Origin of the sequence: Nitratidesulfovibrio vulgaris str. Hildenborough, assembly GCF_000195755.1 — a bacterium.
GTDB lineage: Bacteria > Desulfobacterota > Desulfovibrionia > Desulfovibrionales > Desulfovibrionaceae > Nitratidesulfovibrio > Nitratidesulfovibrio vulgaris.
The window spans coordinates 1723208-1748243 of record NC_002937.3; the positions used below are offsets into that span (position 1 = coordinate 1723208).

The following is a 25036-nucleotide window of genomic DNA, read 5'->3' on the forward strand; positions in this document are numbered from 1 at the left end:
GCGCGAGAAAAACGCCAGCCCCCGAAACAAAATCACTCCTCCGCCCCAAACCTTCGGGCTGTGCGGGTGGAAAAGTTGCAACTTGAAAGGGGTGGCAAAGGAGGGGTCTGGTATGCGCTGCAAGCCTTGTCTGCGGAAACTGCCGATTGCATAGAGTGCAAGGCATTGCAACGTCGTGCAATCATGTTGCACAGGGCGCATGCATGGGATGCTATATAATGCGCTGCAAATATTGGCTTTGGTTTTTGTCGGGCAGGGCAGGGAGGGAGCTTGTTGTCCCTCTGTTGTCCCCAGAACGCAAAAAGGTTACGAGCGACACTCGTAACCTCTTGATTTCATGGTCGGAACGACTGGATTCGAACCAGCGACCCCCTGCTCCCAAGGCAGGTGCGCTACCAGGCTGCGCTACGTTCCGCAAGGCAGAAGGGACAGATAGACGAAAAGCGCCCTGTTAGGCAAGCCTGAAAATGTCCTTTGTTATGGATACATCTCGGGCTGGATTATCGCAGGATGTTTTCAACCATGTTCAGCAGCCAGCCAGCGCACGTGAACAGCACCAGTAACAGTCCGCCAAACAGGGCTAGCAACCTCCATTGCATCACCTGCTTGAGCATGATGAATTCTGGCAGGCTTGCCCCTACGGCGCTCATGCACAAGGCAAGGGTGGTTCCAATGGGCATCCCTTTGAGCAGCAAACTCTCCATGACGGGGATGATGCCAGTGACATTGGCGTAGAGGGGAATGCCAACCGCAACGGCCGCAGGAACCGACCACCATTGCCCCTTTCCGAGGGTCTCTTCCACCCATTCTTGTGGCAGATAGCCATGGAGTGCAGCTCCCAAGGCAACCCCCCCGATGACCCATTTCCATACTCTACTGAAAATCGAACTCGTTTCATTTTTCGCAAAAGAATGACGATCTCTCCATGTCATCTTCGGAGCAACCGCACTCGGCAACGGTGCAAAAGGCGTAAGGCCGCCACCTGCAGGGCGCATTGCCTGTCGGATAAACGGTTGAAGCCATCGTTCAGCCTTTACCCACGACATGCATCCCCCCCCAAACACACCTGCAAGCAGGCCGATGCCGACATAGACCAGAGTAAGCTTCCAGCCTAGCAGTCCCCACAGAAGAACGACGGCAACTTCGTTGACGAGTGGAGATGTGATGAGAAACGCCATGGTGATGCCAAGAGGAATACCCGCTGTCGAAAAACCTATGAAAAGCGGCACGCTTGAGCATGAGCAGAACGGCGTCACAGCGCCGAAGCAGGCAGCGAGCGGGTAGCCAAGCGCTTGGCGCTTTCCTGCAAGATAGGTTCGTACACGTTCGACATTCAGCCCCGCCCGCATCCAGGCAATGCCATAGACCATCATGACAAGCAGCATGAGGATCTTCACCGTGTCATACATGAAAAAGACGATAGAGCTTCCAAGGCGAGTCGAGATGTCGATTCTTAACAATTTTAGAGTGATGAACTCTGCCCACGTCTCAAGCATCATGTAACAGAAAAGCCACACTACAGAAACAACAGCGGCCTTTACAATGTATACAAGTTTAGGGTCTGCGTGGTCGCCAGATGAAGGCCCCATACTATTTTTACAAGAACATTGGGTCATTGCTTTTATCCTTCTACTTCTTGATTGCCGTTTGCGATTCCCATACTTTCAACACAGCATTTCCTTCGAAACGGCGTATCATATGTGCATTCCAGAAAAGCGGATAGGCATGGAAGGGCGAGGCTGTAGTAGACATTGGTGCCTTTCTTTTCGTCTTTTACGATCTTGGCGTTCTTGAGTACGCTCAAATGTCTCGAAACGGTGGACATATCCGACCCGATCAACTCTTGCAGTTCACAAACACACCGTGCTCCTCCTTTGAGGAAATGCACCATGCGCAATCGACTCGGATGCCCTAAAGCCTTAAACAATTGTGCTTGTTTTTCTATATGTTGCGTTGTGGTATCCATACACCCTCACCATTTAACTTGATTATTTGGCAAAATAGACAAATAACGATTGCTTGTCAACCACTGCGCGGTTCAGATCAGAAGTACGGCATGAAGGCGGTGTGAGCATAACGCGGCGGTAACGCCTTTTTCGTTCGACTATAACATAGGGTTATTATATGAAAAAAATACGCATTCTGTTTCTTTGCACAGGTAACTCCTGCCGAAGCCAGATGGCTGAAGGATGGGCACACGCGCTCAAAGGGGATGAAGTTGACGCCTATTCTGCGGGAGTTCTGGCAAAGGGTCTGGACCCGAAAGCCATGAAGGTGATGGCAGAATGCGGGGTGGACATCTCTCGTCAGCACTCCAAGACATTGGAAGCGTTCCCGAACCTCTCTTTCGATTTTGTCGTAACGTTATGCGGACATGCTGCAGAAAACTGTCCGTGGTTTCCGGGCACGGCACAGCGTATTCACAGGGGATTCGATGACCCGCCATCACTTGCCGCGAGAGCTGAATCACCGGAAGAAGCACTGGAGCATTACCGCAGGGTACGGGATGAAATCCGGCTGTTCGTATCCCGATTGCCTCATTCTCTTTTGCCGGACTGGCAAGATTGAAAGGTCGAGTGTTGCAGGCTCACAGGCAGGCTGACAGTTGATACTTGATTGGCATTGATTGCCGCATCAATCGGTCAGCGGTGCATCAAGCCGCCTGCTGCTGTCATTGCCGGGCTTGAATGCGAAAAGGGAACCCTCTGCCGATGCAGGGTTCCCTTTTCGTTCCGGGCTAGAGGCATGCCGACTCGTCGCCCATACCTCAGCGGTTTCCAGTTGTCTTTAGGGCTAGCCTTCCAGTGCGGTCAGGTCGTCGTAGGTTTCGCGACGTCTGATGCTCTTTGCCGTATCGCCACGAACGAGAACTTCCGCCGCACGTGGACGTGAGTTGTATTGTGAACTCATGGAGAATCCGTAGGCACCGGCTGAAAAGACCGCCAGCAACTCTCCTTGCTCAACAGCGGGAAGAACCCGGTCGCGGGCAAGGAAATCTCCGGACTCGCAAATGGGGCCTACCACGTCGACGGTCTGTTCTGTCCGTCCATGGGGAAGCACTTCGGCGATGCGGTGATACGACGCGTATAGCGAGGGGCGAACGAGGTCGTTCATGGCGGCATCGACAATGACAAACTGCTTGCTCGGGGTCGTTTTGGTGTAGAGCACCTCTGTGACGAGGATACCGGCGTTGCCTGCAATGACACGCCCAGGCTCAAGGACGAGAGTCAGATTCAGCCCCTTGGTGCGCTCCAGTACAGCGCGTCCGAAGTCGCGCGGATGAGGGGGGGTCTCTTCGCCATAGGTGATGCCAAGCCCGCCGCCAAGGTCGAGATATGAGATGTCCAACCCCAGAATGGACAGATGCTCGCGGAATTCCAGCACCTTGTCGAGGGCTTCAAGGAAGGGGGACAGGCTCGTCAGCTGAGAGCCTATGTGGCAATCTATGCCTATGGGGTCGATATGCGGCAGGTCACGGGCGAGCATGTAGCCCTCCAGTGCCTGTGTCATCTCGATGCCGAACTTGTTCTTCTGAAGGCCCGTCGAGATGTACGGATGGGTGTGCGGGTCGACGTCGGGATTGATGCGCAGGCTGACCCGCGCCGTCGTCCCCATCGACGCCGCGACCTCTTCAATGGTGCGCAACTCTTGCAACGATTCGACATTGAACATCAGAATGTCCGCTTCGAGGGCGGAACGGATTTCATCGGGACGCTTTCCGACGCCGCTGTACACGATACGTCTGCCCGGTATCCCAGCCAGCAGCGCCCGGTGCAATTCACCACCCGAAACAATGTCCACTCCCGCACCAAGGCTACCCAACAACTTCAGGATATGGATGTTCGAACAGGCCTTCACTGAAAAGCAGGTGAGATGCGCCGCCTTGCCGAAGGCACTGTCGAAGGCCCTGTAATGACGTTCGAGGGTACCCGCAGAGTATACATACAGCGGAGTCCCGTAGGTCGAGGCGAGATCGATGATGGAGACGTCTTCCGCAAACAGCGAGCCTTCTCGATACTGGAAGAGGTGCATGTGTCCTCCGTTCTTGGCTGTCCGGACTATGTTCAAAGCATGTCGCGTGTGCCCGCCGGATTGGGGAAAGCAGCTATTTGCGCGGCATGACCACCGTCTGCACCTGTGTCAGCTGATAGGGGAATGTACGGTATACATTGCGCCCTACAAGACGCCATCTGTAGGCCGGTGCCTCGACCGTGGGGCAGTAGTCGAGGGTTATGCGGCCGGACTTTCCCTGCGCAGAGAGGTTGTCGATGGCGAATTCCTTGCGTTCGACGGGCAGGAACGGGCAGTTGGCACACTGTTCGCCCGTATCAGCGGCTTCAAGCTCAAGAACCACGCCCGCTACGTTACGAAGGTTCCCGACAAGCTGTGCGTCGATGCTGAGGCAGTCGGACTTGGCTGTCGCCTTCGCACCTGTCCAGCGGAACATCTCCCTTTCATCCTGCGGCTGGGGCAGGGCCTTCTTGCCGCAGCCCAGAGCGAGAGCAGAAAGCAACGCCAGCAATATCAGGCTATGAGCGATCTTCACGGGTTGTCCCCCAGAGTTGTTTCCATTCAGTGATACGCTTGAGGGCTTCAAGCGGGGTCATGTCGTCAGTGTCGATGTCACGCAATGCCACAAGCAGCGGGTGCTCCACACCAGAGCATGGAGGAGGGGCGACGATGGTGTCGACCTGTTCCTGTTTCGAGGGCAGGTCGAGACCGGGCAGCGTCTGGCGAGAGGGGGCACTGTTCGTCCCTCTCGCAGCATCCCGCGTGCGCTCGAGGTCTGCCAGCAGTTCACGCGCCCGCTGTACCACGGAATGGGGCACTCCCGCTAGGCGCGCGACCTCGATGCCATAGCTCTTGTCTGCAGGGCCTGGGACAAGGCGACGCAGGAACACGATGTCGCCGTTCCATTCGCGGATGGCGATGTTCATGTTGTGCACCCCCGGAATGCGGCCTTCGAGCGACGTTATCTCATGGTAATGGGTGGCGAAGAGCGTACGGATGCCTCCCCCTGCGCGCCGGGTGAGTTCCTCAACCACAGCCCACGCAAGGGCCATGCCGTCGAAGGTGCTCGTGCCCCTGCCAATCTCATCGAGGATGACAAGGCTTCGCTTCGAAGCCTGACGGAGGATGCGCGCCGTCTCCATCATCTCCACCATGAAGGTGCTCTGCCCCTGTGCCAGATTGTCCGAGGCCCCCACGCGCGAGAATATCCGGTCGGCAATGCCGATGGACGCTTCACGGGCGGGCACGAAAGCCCCCATCTGGGCCAGAAGGCATATGATGGCAGTCTGCCGCAGGACGGTGGACTTGCCTGCCATGTTAGGGCCGGTGATGAGCAGCAGGCGGCGCTTCTCGTCCATGCGAAGGTCGTTGGGCACGAACGAGGCTGAACCCTGCATCGCCTCGACGACGGGGTGCCGTCCTTCACGGATGACGATGTCATGGCCCGTGTGCACGTCCGGGCGCACCCAGCCGTTGCGTCGGGCCACATCGGCGAGACTCTGCCAGAAATCGAGGTGGGCGAGCATGTCCGCCATGAACAGGACACGTGGCCGTGCCTCGGCCACGGTGTCGCGCAGCGACTGGAATAACCGGTATTCCAGCGTCTTGCGTCTGTCTGTCGCGGAGACGAGCTTCTCTTCAAGCTCCTTGAGGCGTTCCGTCGTGAAACGTTCGGCGTTGGCCAGCGTCTGGCGGCGGACGAAATGCTCCGGAACGGAGTCGGCCCCGGCCCGGGAAAGCTCGAAGAAATAGCCGAACACCCTGTTGTAGCCGAGCTTGAGTTTGGGAAGCCCGCTCACCGTCTGTTCTTCGGCCAGAAGCTCCTGAAGCCTTGCTTCGCCGTGTTCCGCAAGGTCGAGCAGTTCATCAAGGTCGGGGTCGAAGCCGGGACGGAAGAGACCTCCCTCGGTGACGAGGTGCGGCGGGTTGTCGGTGAGCGCGCGTCGCAGCAGGTCGGCATAGTCGGCAAGGTCGTCCCACGCCGAGAGCATGTCCGACAGGGGTTTGGGCAGTGTGTCGCCGGAGGTCTCCGCATCGGTGGGGTATGTCCCTTCCGGGTTTGCCGGACGCTCGAGCGTCGCACGCACAGCAGGCAAGGCGGAAAGACTCTGGCGAAGGGCGATGAAATCCTTGGGTGTGGCCCGATTGAGGAAGATGCGGGTCGAGAGACGCTCAAGGTCGTAGACGAGGTCGAGCGCGGTGCGCAAGGCTTCACGGCGGACATCGTCCTGAAACAGCCATTCCACGACCTGCTGCGTTTCACGGATGGGGCTGGCTTCACGCCATGGGTGGTGCATCCGCTCTTCGAGAAGACGGCCGCCCATCGGAGTGAGCGTCCGGTCGAGGATATGCCAGAGCGTTCCCGGCCCTTTCCGGCCATCCAGCCTATGAAAGAGTTCGAGGTTGCGCTCGGTGACTTCGTCGATGATGAGGTGGCGGCCGAGATTCAGGGGCTTGAAGGGTGCAAGATGCGAGAGTTCCTGTTTCTGGGTCTGGGCGAGGTAGGCAAGTAGCGCCGCACACGCGCGAACGAGTTCCGGTTTCCCTTCAAGGCCGAGCGAGCCGAGGTCTGCCACCCCCTGAGCGCGCATGACGCGTTCCGTGCCGCTTTTGAGGTCGAAATGCGACCGTGCCGGGACTCGCACCGTCTGCGTCGTACCCAGAGTCGCCATGGCGGGCGTGTCGACGCCCTCGGGCAGCAGAAGTTCGCGCGGGGCCATCTTCTGCGCCCACTGCCACAACTCGGCCAGTTTGCGCGAGTAGAGTCCTGACCATTCCCCGGTCGATACATCGACCCATGCGAAGGCTCCGGCTTCGGCATCCTGATTCCAGAACAGCGCCCCGAGATAGTTGTGTTCCTTGGCGTCGAGATTGGCGTCATCGATGACCGTACCGGGAGTGAGCACCCGGGTCACGGCACGCTTGACGAGGCCCTTGGCTTCCTTGGGGTCTTCTATCTGTTCGCAGATGGCGACGCGGTAGCCCTTGTCGAGAAGCTGGCTGATATACCCTTCGACGGCGTGATAGGGCACACCGCACATGGGGGCCTTGAGTTCGGCATTGGGGTTGCGGCAGGTGAGGGCTATCTGGAGTTCGCGGGCTGTGGTCTCTGCGTCGTCGAAGAAGAGTTCGTAGAAGTCGCCCATGCGATAGAAGAGCAGGGCATCAGGATAGTCCTCCTTGATGCGCAGGTACTGCTCGAACATGGGGGTCAGTTTCGGCGAAGGGTTGGTCATCGGAATCCGTCGGTGTGGAAGTGCAATAGGACTGAAAGCGACACATGCGATGTGCTGCCGTCAGGCATTGTGCGGGTAGCCGTGCCCATGGAGGATGCAAGGAACCTACCCGTGGTCTGGCGGGCAGGCAATACCCTGCCGGGGCAGGGGCGGGGCGTACACCTCAATCCTGAAGGGATAGCCTGAATGTCGCGCTGTGCCAGCTGCGACAGCGGGGGCACAGGTAGAAGGCCTGTTCACGGCGCAGCCCGCAATTCTGGCATACGAAACGCTTCACGTGACGCGCCTGCGAGACGAAATATTCGAGCTGTCCCTTGAAGACAGGAGAAAGCTGCTGCCTGTCCATGGAGATGCCGAGCAGTTCAAGGCGCGCGGCCCAGAAATCGGGGCGCAGTACCATGGCCTTGGCAAGCCAGTTGCCAGCCTGTTCCCGCTCGCCGCAGCGCAACAGGAAAAGAGCGCCATAGTAATGCAGCAGGAGTTCGGGCTCCTGTTCGCTGATGACCGGCAACACGCATTCGCACCGGTTCTGTTCGAATTGCTGCACGCTGTCAGGCGCGTTCTCGGGCGGCGTTATGGCAAGGATGCCGTCGAAGACAAGAAAACGGCGGTCGGGGCTGACGCTCTGCATGGCCTCGCGAAGCATCGACTTGGCCTTGCGCCATTCTCCGGAACGGATGTGCATTGCGATGCGGGTCGTCCACGCCTCGATGGAACCGGGGTAGACCTTGACGGCACGCGTGAGCGTCTTGACGGCTTCGGCGAATTCGCCTTGCCCGCAGAGGTCTTCTGCATGGCGGACGAGATAGTGCGCCTGGGCGGGCTTGTGCCCGACACGCCCGAATTGTTCTGCCGCCAGGTCGAAGCTGCCAGAGTCGGCGTGCAAATGGGCCAGTTCGAGGATGATGGCGTCACGTTCGGCACCGAGGCGCTGAGCTTCGTCGAAAGCCTGAAGGGCCCTGTCGACGAAACCGCCGCGCCGGTAGTCCCTGCCAAGTTCAAGGTAGGCCCGGGCGCGGAACCTGTTGTCCAGCCCGGGCCGTACGATGAGACTGCTGCGAATCTGGACGGCCCGGTCGATGTCACCACGAAGCCGGTACAGGTTGCCGAGAGCGAGGTATATTTCCACGGCGTCCGGGTCGTTGCGCACGGCCCGGCTCAACTCCTCGATGGCGAAGAGCGCGTCGCGAGAACCGGGAGTGGATTCGGCATCCTGTGAGGCGAGGATATCGGAACGGGGCTGGAACACAGCCTTCATCCGATCCTTGAGGTTGGCGAAAATCGACACGAGGCCCTCCGGCGTTACTTGTCGGTCTTGGCTTCGGCTGCCGCAGCGACAGGGGCGGATTCGGCGCGGGGTGCCTCTTTGAGGGGCAGGGTGCGCAGGGAGTTCACTTCCTTTTCAAGGGTGCGGACGCGCTTGTTGGCCTTGCGAAGATTGTTGGCAAGGCGAAGACGGTCGTAGACCAGTACGAACAGCGTACACAGCGCACCCAGGAGAAATGCTGCCAGAATCATGAAATAGAAGGGCAGCGGAATGGAACTCCACGCCGGGTTCAGGAAAAAGTCGAGCTTGAGCGTGACGGTCTGTTGCAGGACTTCATTGTTCTGCACAAAGAACATCATCGTGATGAAAAAGATCAGAACCGAAACCAGAACCTTGATGTAACGCATGCAGTCCTCCTCATGCATCCCCGTCCGCGGCGAGACGGTCGAAGTGGGGTTTAAGGGCCTTGTATGTCGATGAAAGGTGCTCGGGTATGACACGGGTTTCGTTCATGACTGCCATGAACGAAGAGTCGCCGTTCCAGCGGGGGACGAGGTGAAAATGCAGGTGTTCCCGGATGCCGGCCCCCGCGGCTTCACCGAGGTTCAAGCCGACATTGATGCCCTGCGGGTTGAAGCGCCCCTTGAGGATGCGCACGCATGACTGGATGAGGTCCATGCATTCGTGTGCCTCTTCGGGGGCGAGTGCGGCAAGGTCCATCACATGCCTGTAGGGGGTGACCATGAGATGCCCGTTGTTGTAGGGGAACTTGTTCATGATCACGAAGTTGTACCTGCCCCTGTACAGAATGAGCCGTGCCTCGTCCTCGCCGGTATGTTCCGGGAGGCAGAATACGCAGCTGTCGGGTTTGGGGCCGAGAATATAGTCGATACGCCAAGGGGCCCAGAGCGTTTCCATGAAAGCGAATCCTCTGATCGCCATGTTTCGCGGTGCCCTTGGCGGGCTGGCGCAACATGCCGTTTTCGTGGTGTATTCACGCTGGTCTACACGGAGCGCCCGACTTGGGCAACCCCCTCTTCCATCGCCTGAGCCAATTCGCCCTGCACAAGGGTGTAGGCACACTCCAGCTGCACCGTACGTGTGGGTGCGTGCCCGTCGAGTTTGGCGGCCAGCACATGCTGCAACACACGCCCGTATGCGGGGCCGGGGGGGAGGCCCATGGCACGCAGGTCATCACCGTTGATATCGAGCTTCTCATGCTGGAGTCTGGTCAGAAACTGCGAGACATGTCGACGCAAATCTTCGCTCTTCGACCGGGCCATCATATGGAGCACGCCTTCAAGGGCCAATGGTTTGAGCAGTGCGTACAGTTCGCTTAGGGGGCCTTCCTCGCGCATCCACTTTTCCACCTTAGGGCCGGTGCTGCGCAACGTTTCGCGGGTGGAGAGGAACGCATTGCGGGCAGACGGCGGCAGGGCCAGCCGATCAGCGATGGACGCCGATTCCTTGTATTTCATGTTCAGGCACAGGGCCAGCAGATAGATGAGCCAGCGCTGGGGTTCTTCATCAAGGTAGAGCAAACGGTACCAGTTGAGAACCTGTTCCGTCGATTCGAGCAGGTTCGTCCTGGAGGGCGTAAGCTTGAAAAGAGGATGGATGGCCTCGAGAACGCCGAAATGCTCCAGACGGGCCAGACACTCCACGGGAGCCTGCTCTTCGAGAATGAGACGCAGCTCATGAAAGATGCGCGGGCCCGACAGGCGCCCCATGAGACCGAGGCCGAGGGCGTTCTTGATGAGGCGTTGCGTCTGCGGGCCGATGGAGAAGTCGTAGCGAACGGCGAAGCGGACGGCGCGGAGGATGCGGGTGGGGTCTTCGACGAAACTCAACGAGTGGAGCACCCGTATGCCCTTGTCCTTCATGTCGCGTTGCGAGCCGAAGAAGTCGACCAGCCTGCCGAACTGTGCGCCATCCAGCTGGACAGCGAGCGCGTTGATGGTGAAATCGCGCCTGAAAAGGTCCATTTTGATCGACGACAGTTCCACGGTGGGCAACGCCGCCGGATACTCGTAGTATTCGAGTCTTGCCGTGGCCACGTCTACACGCTGCTCTGCGCCGTTTTCATCGGTGAAGATCACAAGGGCGGTCTTGAATTTGGCATGTTCACGCAACCTGCCGCCGACTTCGGCGGCGAAGACGCGGGCGAATGCTACACCATCACCTTCGATGACAAGGTCGAGGTCGTAATTCGGCCTGTCGAGCAGAAGGTCACGCACGAAGCCCCCCACGGCATACACGCTGACCCCGAGCCGTTCGCCGAGGCGCCCGGCCCGCTGCAACAGGGCGAGTAGGGAAGGGGGCAGCTTCTCCGCGATCAACGGGGCGATGTTACGTTCCTTGCGGCTTTCCGGAAGCAGCGCCTCGGGAATGCGCGCAGGTTCGTCGACAATGGCGTTGATGAGGTCGGTACGCGTGACGACCCCCACGACATTGTCGTCTTCGACCACCGGGACCAGCCGCTGCCGATGGCCTACGATGATATCCATCACCTCTTGCAGTGCCGTATCCCGTCCGACGACGCGAACCTTGCGCTGCATGTATTCGGTGACGGGCATGTCGCCGAGGCCGTGTGTGAGGGCGCGGGTGGCCGTCTGGTATTCGAGGTACCCCACGCACGCTCTGGTGCCCGAGGCGAAGACGGGCACGGCCTTGAGTCCGAAGCGGTTCATGACCTCTTCGGCGTCGCGGATGCTGCGGTCCTCTTCGACACCGACCACGGGGGCAGACATGAGGTCGCGCGCGCTGACCTCCGGGTTGATGGCGAGGTAGAGCAGGCCGAACAATTCATCCCGCACCTCCTGCGGCGTCTTGTCCTTGACCGAGGCAGACGCGGCGTAGGCATGACCGCCGCCCCCCAGGGCCTTGCAGATGGCACCCACATCCACATCGGGCAATCGGCTGCGGGCCACGACCTGCACCCTGTCACCCATGCGTGCGAGAGTGAAGAGCACCTTGATGCTCTCCATGTCCATCATCTTGTGCGCGAGGACGGCGAAGTCGCCCATATACGCATCCATCGACGCCTCGGCGATGACGACGGGAATGCCGCGGATTTCGTGCGTGGTCGCCGTCTCCAGAAGGGTGTTGAGCGTCTGCACCTGTTCGCTGGTGAGGTTGCGGGTGATGAGCTCGGCGATGGTGTTGAGTTCCATGCCCTGTTCACGCAACCATGCCGCAGCGGAAAAATCGTGGGGTGTCGTGGAGTTGAACGTGAACGACCCAGTGTCTTCGTAGATGCCGAGGCCCAGCATGGTGGCCTCGTCTTCGGTGAGCGAGATGCCCCGTTCCCGGAGTTCGTGCACGATGATGCTCGTCGTCGCGCCCCATGACAGGACGCGGCTGAACGTGGCAGGCAGGTCGTCGTCGGTGTCGGGGTGGTGGTCCCACAGGTGGATTTCGAGACCGGGGTTGTCGAGGGCCGCTTCGACATGGGGAATGCGTGAACGTTGTCGCGTATCCACGACGACAAGAAGACGGACGGTGGCAAGGTCGATGTCGCGTGCCTGCCTGACGCCGAACATGTACGTGGCGCTTTCGATGAAGAAATTACGCAGATTGCGTTCCTGCGCCCCCGGAAAGACGAGCACCGCGTCGGGGTAGAGTCGCCCCGCCGCGACGATGGCGGCAAGCGCGTCGAAATCGGCATTGGCGTGGGCCGTGATGAGTGTGGGGGCGGCTATGCGTGGGGATTGGCTCATGGCGTTCGGGGCCTGCGGGTGCGGGGGTGGTGCGCGTTGTGGATGCGTCGAAGCCTGTCAGCCTGCACATGCGTATATATCTCGGTTGCGCTGATGTCGGCGTGCCCAAGCAGAAGCTGTACCGAGCGCAGGTCGGCGCCGCCTTCAAGCAGGTGCGTGGCAAAGGAATGCCTGAAGGTATGGGGAGAGATGTCCTTGTGGATGCCAGCCTCTGCCACATGGCGCTTGACGACCTTCCACACTGCCTGCCGTGACAGCCCCTTGCCGGAACGGTTCAGGAACATCGCAGGTTCGACGGGAGAAAAGGCCGGACGCCAATCCCGGAGATAGGCCGTGACGAGCGCGCATGAGACATGATGCACCGGGACGATGCGCTCTTTGGCTCCCTTCCCGAAGACGCGCACCACGCCAGCCTGCGCGTCGAAATCGAGCGGGCGCAGGGCACAAAGCTCTGACACGCGCAATCCCGCGGCATACATGAGTTCGAGCATCGTCCGGTCACGGAAGCCAAGCCTGTCAGAGAGGTCCGGACGGGCGAGGATGGTGGCCATCTCGTCACGGGTGAGCACATCCGGCAAGTTGCGCGCCAGCTTCGGATTTTCAAGGAACAATGCCGGATCGGCTTCAAGTTCACCTTCACCGACGGCAAAGGCGAAAAAGCCCCGAAGCGTGGCAAGATGCCGGGCCAGCGTCCGGCCAGCCATGCCCCGGCGACGCAAGTCGACCACGTGCATGAAAAGGGTCTGCTCATCGACTTCGGCAAGTAGGCACCCTCGTTCTTCAAGGAAGACTTGAAGTTCGATCAGGTCTGCGCTGTAGGCCGCGAGCGTATTCTCGGCAAGGCCACGTTCGACGAGCAGATGTTCCAGCCACCTGTCCATTACCGGTGCGAGGCGGACCTGACGTGCCGGTTGCGCGGTGGAAGAACTACGTGATGTAGGCTGTGCGTTGGTTCTTTTCATGGCTGTTCCGGTTGCCGGAACATGCTACACGCGGGTGACGCGCGCTACAAGGGGAAAGAAATTGACAGCATGTCAGGGCGGAAGGTAGGCTCCGACCATACCCATCATCCGGGAACCGCAACGGTCTCCGGGCTGATGGCACAGCCCGAACTGTTGCTCTGGGATCGAAACTTTCAAGGAGACTTGTTGCCAATGGCTGCATTCAAGCTTGCTGACAGGCTGGCCACGTTGCCCCCGTACCTCTTCGCCGGCATCGACAAGGTGAAGGCCGAAGTTGCCGCGCGCGGCGTCGACATCATCAGCCTCGGCATCGGCGACCCCGACATGGCCACGCCCGGCTTCATCATCGAAGCCATGAAAGAGGCCATCGCACGTCCTGCCAACCACCAGTACCCTTCGTATGTGGGGATGCTCGCCTTCAGGCAGGAAGTGGCGAACTGGTATGACAGGCGGTTCGGGGTCTCTCTCGATCCCGCCACCGAGGTCATCGGCCTCATCGGTTCGAAAGAGGGCATCGCCCATTTCCCGTTCGCCTTCATCAACCCCGGCGACCTCGTGCTGGTGTGCACGCCCAACTACCCCGTCTACCATATCGCCACGGGCTTTGCGGGCGGTGAAGTGCAGTTCGTGCCGCTGCTTGAAGAGAACGACTTCCTCCCCGACCTCGACGCCATTCCGGAAGATACGTGGAAGAGGGCGAAGATGATCTTCGTCAACTACCCCAACAACCCCACGGCGGCGACTGCGCCTCTCGGCTTCTATGAAAAGCTGGTCGACATCTGCCGCCGCTTCGACGTCATCATCGCCCACGACACAGCGTACACCGAAATCTACTACGATGAAGACAACCGGCCCCCGAGCATCCTTTCCGTGCCCGGTGCCAAGGATGTCGCCATCGAATTCCATTCCCTCTCCAAGACCTACAACATGACGGGCTGGCGCGTAGGGATGGCCGTGGGCAATCCGACGCTCGTCGCCGGACTTGGCAAGATCAAGGAGAACATGGACTCCGGCATCTTCCAGGCTGTGCAGGAAGCGTCCATCGTGGCACTGCGTGACGGTGACGACTTCTGCCGCGAACTTCGCGGCATCTACCGCCAACGGAGAGACACCGTCATCAACGCCCTGCACAAGGCTGGCATCCAGTGCCGCGTACCGCAGGCCACCTTCTATGTCTGGGCGCGCGTACCGCAGGGCCACACCTCTGCCGATTTCGTCACCAGAGTACTGCAGGAGACCGGCGTTGTGGTCACCCCCGGCAACGGTTTCGGCACTCCCGGCGAGGGGTTCTTCCGCATCTCGCTGACAGTGGACAACGCCCGACTTGAGGAGGCCGTGTCACGGATAGCCAAGCTGTAGTCGAAGAGGCGTTCGTCTGCCTGGGCTCCAATATCGGTGATACCGATGGCCATCTCGACGCTGCCGTCGAGGCCATGCGCGATATCCCCGGAGTGCGGGTGGTGGATGTCTCTCCGTCCTACTATACAGAACCGCAAGAGAAGCGTGACCAGCCGTGGTTCGCCAACCGGGTAGCCCGTTTGCTGTGCTCGTCCGGCGTGACACCGGAAGGCCTGCTCGCTTCTTTGCTGGATATCGAAGCCCGTCTGGGGCGTCGGCGTGAAGCCGATGCCCCGCGCTTCGGGCCGCGGGTCATCGATATCGACCTGCTCGTCTTCGGTGGCGAACAGCGCGATGGCGATGTGCTGACGCTGCCACACCCTCGCATGGCAGGCAGGGCGTTCGTTCTCGTCCCGCTTCGCGATGTGGCCCCGGACTTCTCCTTCCCTGACGGTGTGTCGCTGCATGAAAGGCTGGCGGCACTGCCCCATCGCGTCGAGGGCCGACGCATCTGGCAGTAACCATCCCCAAAGCAAGGAAGTGCCATGCTCAAATGGATAGTTCTCGTTCTCGCCGGCTATGTCCTCTACCGCCTTTTCGTCAATGACGCCCGCAAGAAGAAGAAAGACGACAAGAAACAGAAGGACCATCTTGTCGCGACCGGTGAGATGGTCAAAGACCCCGTGTGCGGGGCGTATGTCGCCGTCGATGGTGGCGTGACCGTGCGTGATGGAGACACCGTTCACCGCTTCTGCAGCTACGAGTGCCGCGACGCCTTCATCAAACGTTTGCAGGAAGGCGGCCGGGAGATTCCCGAATTGCCCCGCGAAAAGGAAGAGGAGTAGAGCGTGCCCCTTTCCGGAGACGCAATCCCGCGTGCGGGATGCGTTGCCGGGAAGACTTCGGACGCATGACACATCTGGTTCCTCTCTCTGGCTGGCACAGGGGGAATCCGATTGTTCTTCCGGGGGTGTGGTTGTATGCGTCGCTGAGGGGAGCTGGTTCTGTTTGGCCTATCCTCTCCAGCTGGACCTGCCACGTACAGTTTGTCCGTCACCGTCTTTCTCCGGTCGCAACGATGACCGATTTGTAGGGAGATGCCGTGCAGTTCTTCATAGATACCGCAAACCTCGATGAAATACGCGAGGCCGCCCGCCTTGGGCTTGTCGATGGTGTGACCACCAATCCAACGCTCATGTCCCGCGAGGGGCACGACTGGCGCGATGTCGCTGCCGCCATTTGCCGCGAGGTGGATGGCCCGGTCAGTCTGGAAGCGGTCGGCAATACCGCAGACGAACTTGTCGCTATGGGGCTTGAGCTTGTGCGATTCGGTCCCAATGTCGTCGTCAAGGTGCCCATGACGACCGAAGGACTCAAGGCTGTTCGTATTTTGAGCGGGCAGGGGGTAGACTGCAATGTCACTCTCGTCTTTTCCCCCATGCAGGCCCTTCTTGCCGCCAAAGCCGGGGCAGCCTTCGTTTCTCCCTTCGTGGGTCGCCTCGATGCCCTGTCGGAAGACGGCATGCAGCTGGTAGCGGAGACGCTCACCATTTTCCGGAATTATGCCATGCCTACACGGGTCATCGTCGCCAGCATCAGGCATCCCATGCACGTCTCCCGTGCGGCCTTGCTTGGGGCACATATCGCCACGATACCATTCGGAGTGCTTGGACAACTGGCGGCACATCCGCTCACTGACGCCGGGCTTGCGGCTTTCGACCGGGATTGGGCCCGGTTGAACGGCAAGTAGCGGCTGTCTGCGGCATATCATCGCGCGAAGGCGACACAGGCATTGGTCCTGCGTCGCCTTCGTGTTTTGCATGCGGTTGCCCGCATAACACACGCCCCGCCACCCTTGATAAGACTGGACCCATCATACGGGCTGACACTCAAACGTAGCCGCAAAGACCACCACGTATTGCATCGTCGCGTCATATTGCTACGTCCGGGCGTCACTTCGACCGGGAGGCACCAAGGGATATGACCAATCAGCCAGACTGAGATGGCCGATTCCGCCCGACACGCCGCGATGCCTTCTCCCACTTCATCACCATGTGCTTTTATGCGATGGGGAGACGAAAACCCGAAAAAACCGCACTGGCAGGGTGTGGATGCGTTTCAGTATCAAGGTCAGGTCGTCGTACCTTCCTGTCCAGCCTCTGTCACTGACGGAGAAACACCATTGTGGGGCACCACCAAAGCCAGCGACTCGTTAACGAACGACAAACCTCGTGACGCTGGGGGGCACCAGCCTTTACCCATGGTGGGAAGAGGATGAGTTACTCGCATGACATGCCGGTCTCAAGCGAACCTGTTTGGCCCTCCACGGACGCCAACATACACATAACTACGCAAAAAGACCGGGGTTCGTGGATGCCTGCGGACATCTGCGAACCCCGGTTCATTTGCTAGTGGTAGCGAGGGAGGGAATTGAACCCCCGACACTGCGGATATGAGCCGCATGCTCTGACCAACTGAGCTACCTCGCCAAACCTGTCGTGACGTCTTCTCCGTCGCGACGGGTGACTCTTTACCCAAGCCACCCGACCTTTGCAAGCGTTTTTTCGGAGAATCCCCCCAAAATGTTCAGTAGGCCATAAAATAGTAGACCAGCGGGGCGATGGCGAGGCGATACCAGGCGAAAGGCCTGAAGGTCATGCGTCCGACCAGCGCAATGAAGAGTTTCACCGCCGCCCACGCGGAGAGGAACGACACGACAAAGCCCGTCGCGAAGAAAGGCAGGTCGGCCGGAGTGAAAAGAGTCCAGCTCTTCAGCAGGTCGTAACCGGTTGCGGCGAACATGATGGGAACGGCGGCGATGAACGAGTACTCTGCGGCCAGCCCCCGGCGAGCCCCGAGAAGCATGCCGCCCATGATAGTGGCCGCCGAACGCGAGAATCCGGGCCACAGGGCAAGGCATTGAAAGCAGCCTATGCCCAACGCAAGCGCAGGTGACATCTCATCAAGGGTCATGTAGCGGGGCCGTTCCGTACGTCGTTCGACCAGCAGCATGAAGATTGCCCCCACAGCCAGGGCGATGGCAACGGTGGAGGGGGTGAAAAGATGCGCCTTGATGGTAGAGTGGGCAGCGAGTCCGAGTACGCTCGCGGGCAGGCTGGTCAGCAACAGAAGCATGATGCCCCGTAGCCCTGCGAAGCGGACATAGGGCTGGGGGCGCAGCAGGCCCCAGAACCTGTCCCAGTACAGGACGACCACGGCGAGGATGGCTCCAAGCTGAATGGCGACTTCGAAGGTCGTGGCCTTGGGACCGGTGAACCCCAGCAACTCGCCCGTGATGATGAGGTGACCTGTCGAGGAGACGGGAAGGAACTCTGTCAGTCCTTCGACGAGGCCAAGAATCGCAGCGGTGATCATGTCTGACATGGTGGATGCTCCGTATGCCGGAAGTGCGGGATGAGCAGGGAGGGCATTGTGACAGGAACGAGTCGTTCCGCAGATGCCGATGGAGGAAGGCATGTCGGCTTCTCGCCGTTTGCGGGGGATAGCGTATGCCGCCGCGAGTTGCAAGGGGGGGGGCGTTCATGTAGATTGTCGCGTCGCAATGCCGCGGCAACCCACACAGGAGACAGGCCATGACCACCATCGTAGGACACAACGAGCTCGTGCGCCGTGCCGCCTCTTTCGTTCTTGACGAGCACAGGGAACACCCCGACCGCTCGTTCGATAGCCTCAGTGAAGAGGCGTCCATGCGTTTCAACCTCGGCCCGCTCGACAGCGAGGCACTGCGTCGCATCCTCTGCGATGAGAAGGCCGAAGAAGCCCACTAGGGGGCCACTCTGCGCTCGTTCACGACTCTTCTGCAGAGGCAGGTGTTCAAGGAGCTTGTCTCCATCTTCCTGCTTTGTCTTGGTGCGTTGCTATCGCTCATCCTTATAGGACGGGGCCTGCAACTGCGCGAACTGTTTCTGGGGCTCGACCTTGGCCTCACAGACGCCACGCTGCTGTTTCTCTACCTTGTGCCCTTCTTCATGCTGCTGGTCGTTCCCGTGGCATGCATGTTGAGCGTGTTCCTGACCTTCCTGCGCATGAGCACCGACCGCGAACTCGTGGCGCTCAAGGCGGGGGGGGTGAGCATCTACCAGATGATGGCGGCACCGCTCGTTTTCTGCGTTCTCTGCGCGGGCCTCTCCCTCAGCATCTCGCTACACTGGCTGTCGTGGGGCATGGGCAATTTCCGCGCTACCATCATGGAAATCGCCAATACCCGCGCCCGCATCGTCATACAGCCCGGAGTCTTCAACCAGGACATCCCCGGGCTGACACTTTTCGCGCGGCAGGTAGACCCGGCGACCGGCAACTTGCGTCAGGTCATCGTCGAGGACAGGTCGCGCCCGGGTTCTACGCTTACCATCGTCGCCCCGGAGGGGACGACCGCCACCGACGAAGTGCGCGGAGAGATACTGTTCCACCTGCGTGACGGTCGCATCTACAAGGCCGATGGCGAGAACGTGAGTGTGCTGGGCTTTTCCGAATACAGCGTCCGTCTTGACCTCGACAAACTGTTCAAGGGCCTCGAGCTTGGCGAGATCAAGCCCAAGGAAATGTCGTGGAGGCAGCTGGCGGGGCTCGACCTCAATAGATACGAGGCCGAGATGGGCGAACGCTATGTCCGCAAGGTTCTGGTAGAGGTGCATAAACGATGGGCGCTTCCGGCAGCCTGCATCGTGCTGGGCATCTTCGCTCTGCCTCTCGCCTGCGCCTTCGAAGGGCTGCGCAGACAACTCGGCGTGGCGCTCGCGCTTGTGATGTTCCTTGTGTACTACAGCATGCTTTCGCTTGGGCTGAGCACCGGTGAAGCGGGAACGGTTCCTCCGGTCGTGGGGCTATGGGCTCCCAACGTCCTGTTCCTTGTGGCAGGGCTCTATGGTCTGCGGCTGACGGCACGTGAGCGTGCGCCCTCCATCACCAGCCTTGTCGGCCACTTCATCAGCCAGAAGAGGAACAGACCGTGACCCTGCTTTTCAGATACCTTTTCCGGAACAACCTGCAGGTCATCCTGCCTACGCTTGCCGTGGGCACCGGACTGTATCTTCTCTCGGACCTGTTCGACAGGCTGGACGACATCCTCGAAGCGGGCGTGCCCGGCAACGTTGCCATATGGTATTTCGTGGCCAAGACGCCGCTCATTATCTCGCAGATTCTGCCGGCAGTGTTCCTGCTGGCTGCACTCATCCAGCTGTGCCTCATGTCCCGTGACCGGGAGTTGATGGCCCTGCAGGCGGGCGGCGTCTCGTTTGGAGCCATAGCCCGCTTCTTCGTCGTCTACGGGCTCCTATGGGCGGTGTTGCAGCTTGGCTTCTCCCAGGTGCTAGGCGTTGCCGGAGAGCGTGAATCTGCGCGCATCTGGCAAGAACAGGTGAGGGGACGCACCCCTGGAACCCGCGACCTGACCAATGTATGGTTTACCGATGACAACCATGTCATCCATCTGGAAGTGGTCACGCCAGCCCTGCGCAAGGGGCAGGGCTTTGCCGCCTACGGCCTCGCTGCGGACGGCATCCATATAGATACCGTCATCCGGGCCAAAGCCTTCACAGGCACGGCCGGGACATGGAAACTGCAAGATGTCGAGGTCTTCTCCACGCGCGACTTCGGTCATGCAAAGCTTCCTGAGATGTCCATCGCCATAGGGCAGGACCCGCAGGACTTTGCCGTCATCGACCCCGGTGCCGACCCGCAGCGCCTGCCGCTGTGGCAGTTGGGTGACGCCGTAGAGAAATTGCGCACGGCGGGTTCCAACGTCGAGGGGCTGCGGACTGCATGGCATATGAAACTCGCCTACGCCGCTTCGCTTGTCGTCATGGGCTTGCTTGCGGTCGCCATGGTCACATGGCGCGACAACATCTACCTCGCCACCGGACTCGCCCTCGTCTTCACCTTCCTGTTCTATACGATGTTCACCATCGGCAGCACGCTCGGGCAGAAGGGCATAGTCTCTCCTCCGATTGCCGCGTGGGGAGCGGACATTCTGGTGGGCGTCGTCGCTTCGGCGCGGCTACTGCTCGTACTGCGCCCCCGGTCATTACGGTGAGAGTCCCCCCTGACAACCGAAAGGCCGTGGTCTCCCACGGCCTTTTCCTTTGAAAGCGAACGGTGCATCACTGAAAAGCCCCGTGGTGTGACCACGCCAGCCCCTTTTGTGATGTGAGCTATGCTGTCACGTCGTCGATGGCATCACTGGTATCCGAAGGGGCATCTTCCGCTTCGTCGTCGGCAGATAGTCCGCCAGCGGCAAGGGCACGCAGTTCGCGCCACAGGTCGGCGATGCCGAGCCCCGTCATGGACGCGGTGACGAGGGGCTTTCTGCCCCCCAGAAGCACCGCCCACTGCTTCTGCCTGTCGGAACGTTCACGCAGCTTGCACTTGTCACCCTTGGTCAGCACGGGCAGCAACGGAATGTTGTTGGCACGGGCGTAGCTGGTGAGGTCGACATCCAGCCGTTGCGGGTCGAGACGGCAATCGAGAAGTACGGCAAGACCCCGCAGGCTCTTGCATGAGACGATGTACTTCTCGATGAGCTTTGCCCACTTTTTGCGTTCTTCCTTGCTGCACTGGGCATAGCCGTATCCCGGAAGGTCTACGATGTAGAATCCTTCCGGTTCGACTCTGTAGTAGTTGACGCTGCGGGTCTTGCCAGGTGTCGAACTCGTCTTCGCCAGTTGCTTGCGACGGGCAAGAGCGTTGACGAGTGACGACTTGCCGACATTGGATCGTCCGGCAAGGGCTATCTGTGGCGCGTCCAGATGTATGAGTTGTTCCAGCGTATAGGCTGTGGTTTCAAGCACAAGGGTCGATGACATGGGGTATCCTGCTGTTTTATCAGGGAGCGGGCAGGGCGCATCTTGACAACGCCCCCCGTCTTGGAAGACAATGTTAGCTTGCCCAAGTTGGGCATAGCAAACCCACCTTAAAGCATTACAGCAGGAAACTCAAACGAGGACACCATGCCAAGTTATAGGCTGCTCATCATGAACGGCCCCAATCTCGGTGCGCTTGGTGAACGCCAGCCCGAGATATACGGAACGACAGGCATGGATACCGTGCCTGCCCTTGTGAAGAGCCTTCTTGGTCCCGCCGCATCCGACATCGAACTGACGTTCTTCCAGTCGAACCATGAGGGCGCGCTCATCGACCGTCTTGAGCAGGCACGCCGCGACGGGGTGGATGGTGTCATCCTCAACGCGGGTGCGTTCACGCACACCAGCCTTGCCTTGGCAGACTGCCTTGCGTGGATTGGCATCCCGTGTGTCGAGGTCCACCTCAGCAATGTCATGGCGCGGCAAGAGCCCATGCGTCACAAGAGCCTCATCGGCAGACACGTTATCGGCATTATCGCGGGTTTTGGCATCATGGGCTACGCCCTCGCCGTACAGGCGATGGTGCAGCATTCGAGAAAGAGCGGCGACGCTTAGGCGGGCGCCACATTCATACGACCAGCATACCGGAGGATTCATGTATTCGACCACCGACTTCAGGAAGGGCCTGAAGATTGAACTGGACGGCACCCCGTTCGAAATCGTCGATTTCCAGCATTTCAAGCCGGGCAAGGGCGGCGCCATGGTGCGCACCAAGCTTCGCAACATCCTGAACGGCCGGGTTGTCGACAATACCTTCCGTTCCGGCGAAAAGGTGGGGCGTCCCGACCTTGAAAGTCGCGACATGCAGTACCTCTACCATGAGGGCGACGACCTCGTGCTCATGGACCTCACGACCTATGAGCAACTGTACATGCATGAAGACCTCACCGACGGCAAGGCCGGCTTCCTGAAGGACGGCCAGCAGGTGCGCGTGCTGCTGTACAACGGCAAGCCCCTTGACCTTGAACTGCCGGTGTCTCTCGTCCTTGAAGTGGTCGAAACCGAACCCGGCGCCAAGGGTGACACGGTCAGCAACGTCACCAAGCCCGCCAAGCTGGAGACCGGCATCGTCGTGCAGGTGCCCATCTTTGTGAACCAGGGCGACCGCATCAAGGTCGACACCCGTTCACGCGAATACCTCGGTCGCGAATAGCCACCCGCGTCCTCTGTGGACGACTTGGCCCTGTTCATGTAAGGGATATGGTCGATTGCGGCCGTATCCCTTATCATTTCCAACGCCCCGGAGGGTACCGCCACGGAAGGCAACAAGCTGGCCCGCGAATTGCTCGGGCTGTTCCTCATTTTCTGGGGGCTGCTGCTTCTGCTCAGCCTTGCCACGTTCGACCTGCGTGACCCGAGTCTCAATCATGTCGTAAGCAACCCGACCGAAATCCGCAACGGTGCCGGGATGTTCGGCTCATATCTCGGGGGAATGCTCGCCGACGCCTTCGGCATTGCCGCCTTCCTGTGGCCTGTCGGCTTCATCGGCCTTGGTGCGCGTTACATCATCGTCAGCTTCGACATCGCATGGTGGCGATGGGCGGGCCTGCTGGCGCTTTCTCTGTGCATGGTGACAGCAGGGGCCGCGTGGGAGTTGTCCCTCGGTGATGTCAACGCTGGAGGCGTCCTTGGCGACCTGCTCTACCGTTTCTCGTGGAAGGCCCTCAGTCCGCGAGGCTCCACCCTTGTGTGGCTGTTCCTGTGCATCATCGGGTTGCAACTCACCTTCGACATTTCGTGGACGGCGCTTTTCAGACGCATCGTGGACAAGGTCCGCGCAGACCTTGAAGCGCACCCCGTTTCACGTCCCCAGTTGCCCGAACTCAAGTTGCCACGTCTCGGCCTGCCTTCCGGGTTGCACCTTCCCGGCCGCAAGGGCGCCGAGGGCAATGCGCCTGCGACACTGGCTGTCGTCGATGTCACCCCCGACGGCAGCGACAGCACGAACGGCGCACCGAGCGTTGTAGCCCGAGAGGCTTCAACGCCACGCGGCATGCCTGTCGAAACCGACGACTTCGTGCTCTCCGAAGACCGTCTGCAACCCCCTGCAAGCGAATTGCCGTTCGAGGTGGTTCTGGATGCCGACACCGACGGTGTTGCCGACCTCACGGCCGATGTAGAGAGCGACATTTCAGAAGGGGCCGGCCGCCCGAAGGCCAAGATGCGTCGCAAGTCGCAGTTGCCCCCGCTTGACCTGTTGCACAGCGCCCTCAACGAAGACAGCCGGCCCGATCGTGAGGTGCTTGAAGGCAAGGGGCTCAGTCTCACCAACTGTCTTTCCGACTTCGGGGTTCAGGGCGAGCTGACCCGCATCACCCCCGGACCCGTCGTCACCATGTTCGAGTTTCGCCCCGCGCCCGGCGTGAAGGTGAGCCGTATCGCCAATCTCAGCGACGACCTGGCCCTTGCGCTCAAGGCCATAGCCGTGCGCATTCAGGCTCCCATTCCCGGCACGGACACGGTGGGCATCGAGATCCCCAATGAGACACGCGAGACGGTGTGCTTCAAGGAGTTGCTGTCGTCCGACACCTTCAAGGGGGCAAGCTCGCTGCTCACACTCGCCATCGGCAAGGATATCGCCGGACGTCCGACAGTGGCCGACCTTTCGAAGATGCCCCACCTTCTTGTGGCAGGGGCCACGGGTGCGGGCAAGAGCGTATGTCTCAACTCCATCCTGCTCAGCATCCTGTACAAGGCGCGCCCCGAAGACGTGAAGCTGCTCCTCGTGGACCCCAAGCGCATCGAACTTGCCGTCTATGCCGACCTGCCGCATCTTGTGCACCCTGTGGTCACGGAGATGGCCCACGCCAAGAACGCCCTCGACTGGGCCGTGCACGAGATGGACAAGCGCTATGAGGGGATGGCCCGGCTGGGAGTCCGTAACATCGCGGGGTACAACCAGAAGCTTGAGGACATGGGCAAGGAGCGTCCGGCAGACCTTGCCGACCTTGAGGCCATGCCATATCTCGTCATCATCATCGACGAACTGGCAGACCTCATGCTCACTGCCGCCAAAGAGGTGGAGACCAGCATCGTGCGTCTGGCACAGCTTGCCCGCGCTGCAGGCATTCACCTCATCCTCGCCACGCAGCGGCCCAGCGTGGATGTCGTCACGGGACTCATCAAGGCGAACTTCCCGTGTCGCATATCGTTCCAGGTCACTTCGAAGCACGATTCGCGGACGATTCTCGATACCGTAGGGGCCGAATTCCTTCTCGGAAAGGGCGACATGCTCTTCAAGCCTAGCGGCGGCAAGCTTCAGCGCCTCCACGGTGCGTTCGTCAGCGACGATGACGTGAACGGCGTGGTCGCCTTCTGGAAAAAACAGCAGCCGCCTTCCTACAAGGTGGATTTCGCCGAGTGGGGCAATGAGGGAACCCTTGATGGCAACGGAGGCAGCGGGGGGGCTGGCGACCTTGCCGACGACCCTGTATACGCCGAAGCCGTCGAATTCGTCATGGGACAGGGCAGGGCGTCCATATCGCTCATCCAGCGCCGGTTCCGCATCGGTTTCAACAGGGCGGCCCGCTACGTGGAACAGATGGAACAGGACGGCATCATAGGCCCGGCTGACGGCAGCAAACCGCGCTCCGTCATCCGGGGTAAAGAATGATACAAAGGAGTC

23 protein-coding genes and 2 tRNA genes are annotated in these 25036 nt (G+C 60.0%); 11 read left to right on the forward strand and 14 right to left on the reverse strand.

The genetic code is table 11. The features are described from left to right. Positions 1 to 338 precede the first annotated feature (338 nt). From DVU_RS07805 to DVU_RS07815, 3 genes are all read right to left on the reverse strand, one after another. Positions 339 to 415 (reverse strand) — tRNA-Pro (locus tag DVU_RS07805). An 85-nt stretch (positions 416 to 500) separates the two neighbouring features. Beyond that, positions 501 to 1616: a permease gene (locus DVU_RS07810; RefSeq protein WP_010938933.1), complete on the reverse strand. Its 1116-nt coding sequence runs from the start codon at positions 1614 to 1616 to the stop codon at positions 501 to 503. A gap of 5 nt (positions 1617 to 1621) precedes the next feature. Further along, positions 1622 to 1966, reverse strand: coding sequence for an ArsR/SmtB family transcription factor (locus DVU_RS07815; RefSeq protein WP_010938934.1), 345 nt, complete (start codon positions 1964 to 1966; stop codon positions 1622 to 1624). A gap of 158 nt (positions 1967 to 2124) precedes the next feature. Between DVU_RS07815 and DVU_RS07820 the strand changes: the two genes are divergently transcribed. Continuing rightward, the gene (locus tag DVU_RS07820; RefSeq protein WP_010938935.1) at positions 2125 to 2568 is read left to right on the forward strand and encodes an arsenate reductase ArsC; all 444 of its coding nucleotides are present in this window, start codon (positions 2125 to 2127) and stop codon (positions 2566 to 2568) included. A 225-nt stretch (positions 2569 to 2793) separates the two neighbouring features. Here DVU_RS07820 and lysA read toward each other — a convergent pair whose 3' ends face one another. From lysA to xerD, 8 genes are all read right to left on the reverse strand, one after another. Then, the gene (gene lysA, locus DVU_RS07825; protein ID WP_010938936.1) at positions 2794 to 4032 is read right to left on the reverse strand and encodes a diaminopimelate decarboxylase; all 1239 of its coding nucleotides are present in this window, start codon (positions 4030 to 4032) and stop codon (positions 2794 to 2796) included. 73 nt (positions 4033 to 4105) lie between these two features. Then, entirely contained in the window at positions 4106 to 4546 is a 441-nt protein-coding gene (locus DVU_RS07830) for a lipoprotein (protein WP_010938937.1), read from the reverse strand. Then, complete coding sequence (gene mutS, locus DVU_RS07835; RefSeq protein WP_010938938.1) at positions 4530 to 7247, reverse strand: DNA mismatch repair protein MutS; 2718 nt, start codon at positions 7245 to 7247, stop codon at positions 4530 to 4532. The genes DVU_RS07830 and mutS overlap by 17 nt, the downstream gene beginning before the upstream one ends. Before the next feature lie 163 nt (positions 7248 to 7410). Further along, positions 7411 to 8535, reverse strand: a complete 1125-nt coding sequence (locus DVU_RS07840; RefSeq protein WP_010938939.1) for a tetratricopeptide repeat protein — start codon at positions 8533 to 8535, stop codon at positions 7411 to 7413. 14 nt (positions 8536 to 8549) lie between these two features. Continuing rightward, positions 8550 to 8921 carry a LapA family protein gene (locus tag DVU_RS07845; protein ID WP_010938940.1) on the reverse strand — a complete coding sequence of 124 codons (372 nt, stop codon included), beginning with the start codon at positions 8919 to 8921 and terminating at the stop codon, positions 8550 to 8552. 10 nt (positions 8922 to 8931) lie between these two features. Beyond that, on the reverse strand, positions 8932 to 9432 hold the full coding sequence (locus DVU_RS07850) for an HIT family protein (RefSeq protein ID WP_014524404.1): 501 nt from the start codon (positions 9430 to 9432) through the stop codon (positions 8932 to 8934). An 86-nt stretch (positions 9433 to 9518) separates the two neighbouring features. Continuing rightward, positions 9519 to 12233 (reverse strand): CBS domain-containing protein, encoded by a 2715-nt coding sequence (locus DVU_RS07855; RefSeq protein WP_010938942.1) that lies wholly within the window; start codon positions 12231 to 12233, stop codon positions 9519 to 9521. Continuing rightward, a complete protein-coding gene (gene xerD / locus DVU_RS07860) occupies positions 12230 to 13114 on the reverse strand; it encodes a site-specific tyrosine recombinase XerD (RefSeq protein WP_010938943.1) in 885 nt (294 codons plus the stop codon). The genes DVU_RS07855 and xerD overlap by 4 nt, the downstream gene beginning before the upstream one ends. A gap of 273 nt (positions 13115 to 13387) precedes the next feature. On the opposite strand from xerD, the gene DVU_RS07865 reads away from it, so the two are divergent. The 4 genes from DVU_RS07865 (at position 13388) to fsa (ending at position 16283) form a co-directional block, all read left to right on the forward strand. Continuing rightward, entirely contained in the window at positions 13388 to 14554 is a 1167-nt protein-coding gene (locus DVU_RS07865; protein ID WP_010938944.1) for an LL-diaminopimelate aminotransferase, read from the forward strand. Between the two features lie 20 nt (positions 14555 to 14574). Next, positions 14575 to 15054 carry a 2-amino-4-hydroxy-6-hydroxymethyldihydropteridine diphosphokinase gene (folK, locus tag DVU_RS07870; protein ID WP_081428870.1) on the forward strand — a complete coding sequence of 160 codons (480 nt, stop codon included), beginning with the start codon at positions 14575 to 14577 and terminating at the stop codon, positions 15052 to 15054. Between the two features lie 24 nt (positions 15055 to 15078). Further along, positions 15079 to 15378 (forward strand): hypothetical protein, encoded by a 300-nt coding sequence (locus DVU_RS07875; protein ID WP_010938946.1) that lies wholly within the window; start codon positions 15079 to 15081, stop codon positions 15376 to 15378. A gap of 257 nt (positions 15379 to 15635) precedes the next feature. Continuing rightward, positions 15636 to 16283 (forward strand): fructose-6-phosphate aldolase, encoded by a 648-nt coding sequence (fsa, locus tag DVU_RS07880; RefSeq protein WP_010938947.1) that lies wholly within the window; start codon positions 15636 to 15638, stop codon positions 16281 to 16283. 662 nt (positions 16284 to 16945) lie between these two features. Here fsa and DVU_RS07885 read toward each other — a convergent pair. Together DVU_RS07885 and DVU_RS07890 are read right to left on the reverse strand one after the other, a co-directional pair. Continuing rightward, positions 16946 to 17022, reverse strand: a tRNA-Met gene (locus tag DVU_RS07885). A 97-nt stretch (positions 17023 to 17119) separates the two neighbouring features. After that, a complete protein-coding gene (locus DVU_RS07890; RefSeq protein WP_010938949.1) occupies positions 17120 to 17917 on the reverse strand; it encodes an undecaprenyl-diphosphate phosphatase in 798 nt (265 codons plus the stop codon). A 209-nt stretch (positions 17918 to 18126) separates the two neighbouring features. On the opposite strand from DVU_RS07890, the gene DVU_RS07895 reads away from it, so the two are divergent. The 3 genes from DVU_RS07895 to DVU_RS07905 are packed head-to-tail and all read left to right on the forward strand — an operon-like array spanning position 18127 to position 20585. After that, positions 18127 to 18321, forward strand: coding sequence for a hypothetical protein (locus tag DVU_RS07895; RefSeq protein WP_010938950.1), 195 nt, complete (start codon positions 18127 to 18129; stop codon positions 18319 to 18321). 30 nt (positions 18322 to 18351) lie between these two features. Beyond that, entirely contained in the window at positions 18352 to 19506 is a 1155-nt protein-coding gene (gene lptF, locus DVU_RS07900) for an LPS export ABC transporter permease LptF (RefSeq protein ID WP_258312757.1), read from the forward strand. Next, the gene (locus DVU_RS07905; protein ID WP_010938952.1) at positions 19503 to 20585 is read left to right on the forward strand and encodes an LptF/LptG family permease; all 1083 of its coding nucleotides are present in this window, start codon (positions 19503 to 19505) and stop codon (positions 20583 to 20585) included. Before lptF ends, DVU_RS07905 begins: the two co-directional genes overlap by 4 nt. A gap of 118 nt (positions 20586 to 20703) precedes the next feature. Here the strand turns inward: DVU_RS07905 and yihA are convergent, their stop codons facing one another. Further along, positions 20704 to 21354 carry a ribosome biogenesis GTP-binding protein YihA/YsxC gene (yihA, locus tag DVU_RS07910; protein WP_010938953.1) on the reverse strand — a complete coding sequence of 217 codons (651 nt, stop codon included), beginning with the start codon at positions 21352 to 21354 and terminating at the stop codon, positions 20704 to 20706. Between the two features lie 144 nt (positions 21355 to 21498). Here yihA and DVU_RS07915 point away from each other — a divergent pair, with 144 nt between their 5' ends. The 3 genes from DVU_RS07915 (at position 21499) to DVU_RS07925 (ending at position 25024) form a co-directional block, all read left to right on the forward strand. Continuing rightward, positions 21499 to 21966 carry a type II 3-dehydroquinate dehydratase gene (locus tag DVU_RS07915; protein ID WP_010938954.1) on the forward strand — a complete coding sequence of 156 codons (468 nt, stop codon included), beginning with the start codon at positions 21499 to 21501 and terminating at the stop codon, positions 21964 to 21966. A 40-nt stretch (positions 21967 to 22006) separates the two neighbouring features. Further along, positions 22007 to 22564 carry an elongation factor P gene (gene efp / locus DVU_RS07920; RefSeq protein ID WP_010938955.1) on the forward strand — a complete coding sequence of 186 codons (558 nt, stop codon included), beginning with the start codon at positions 22007 to 22009 and terminating at the stop codon, positions 22562 to 22564. A 72-nt stretch (positions 22565 to 22636) separates the two neighbouring features. Then, positions 22637 to 25024, forward strand: coding sequence for a DNA translocase FtsK (locus tag DVU_RS07925; RefSeq protein ID WP_396897306.1), 2388 nt, complete (start codon positions 22637 to 22639; stop codon positions 25022 to 25024). The last annotated feature ends 12 nt before the right edge of the window (positions 25025 to 25036 follow it).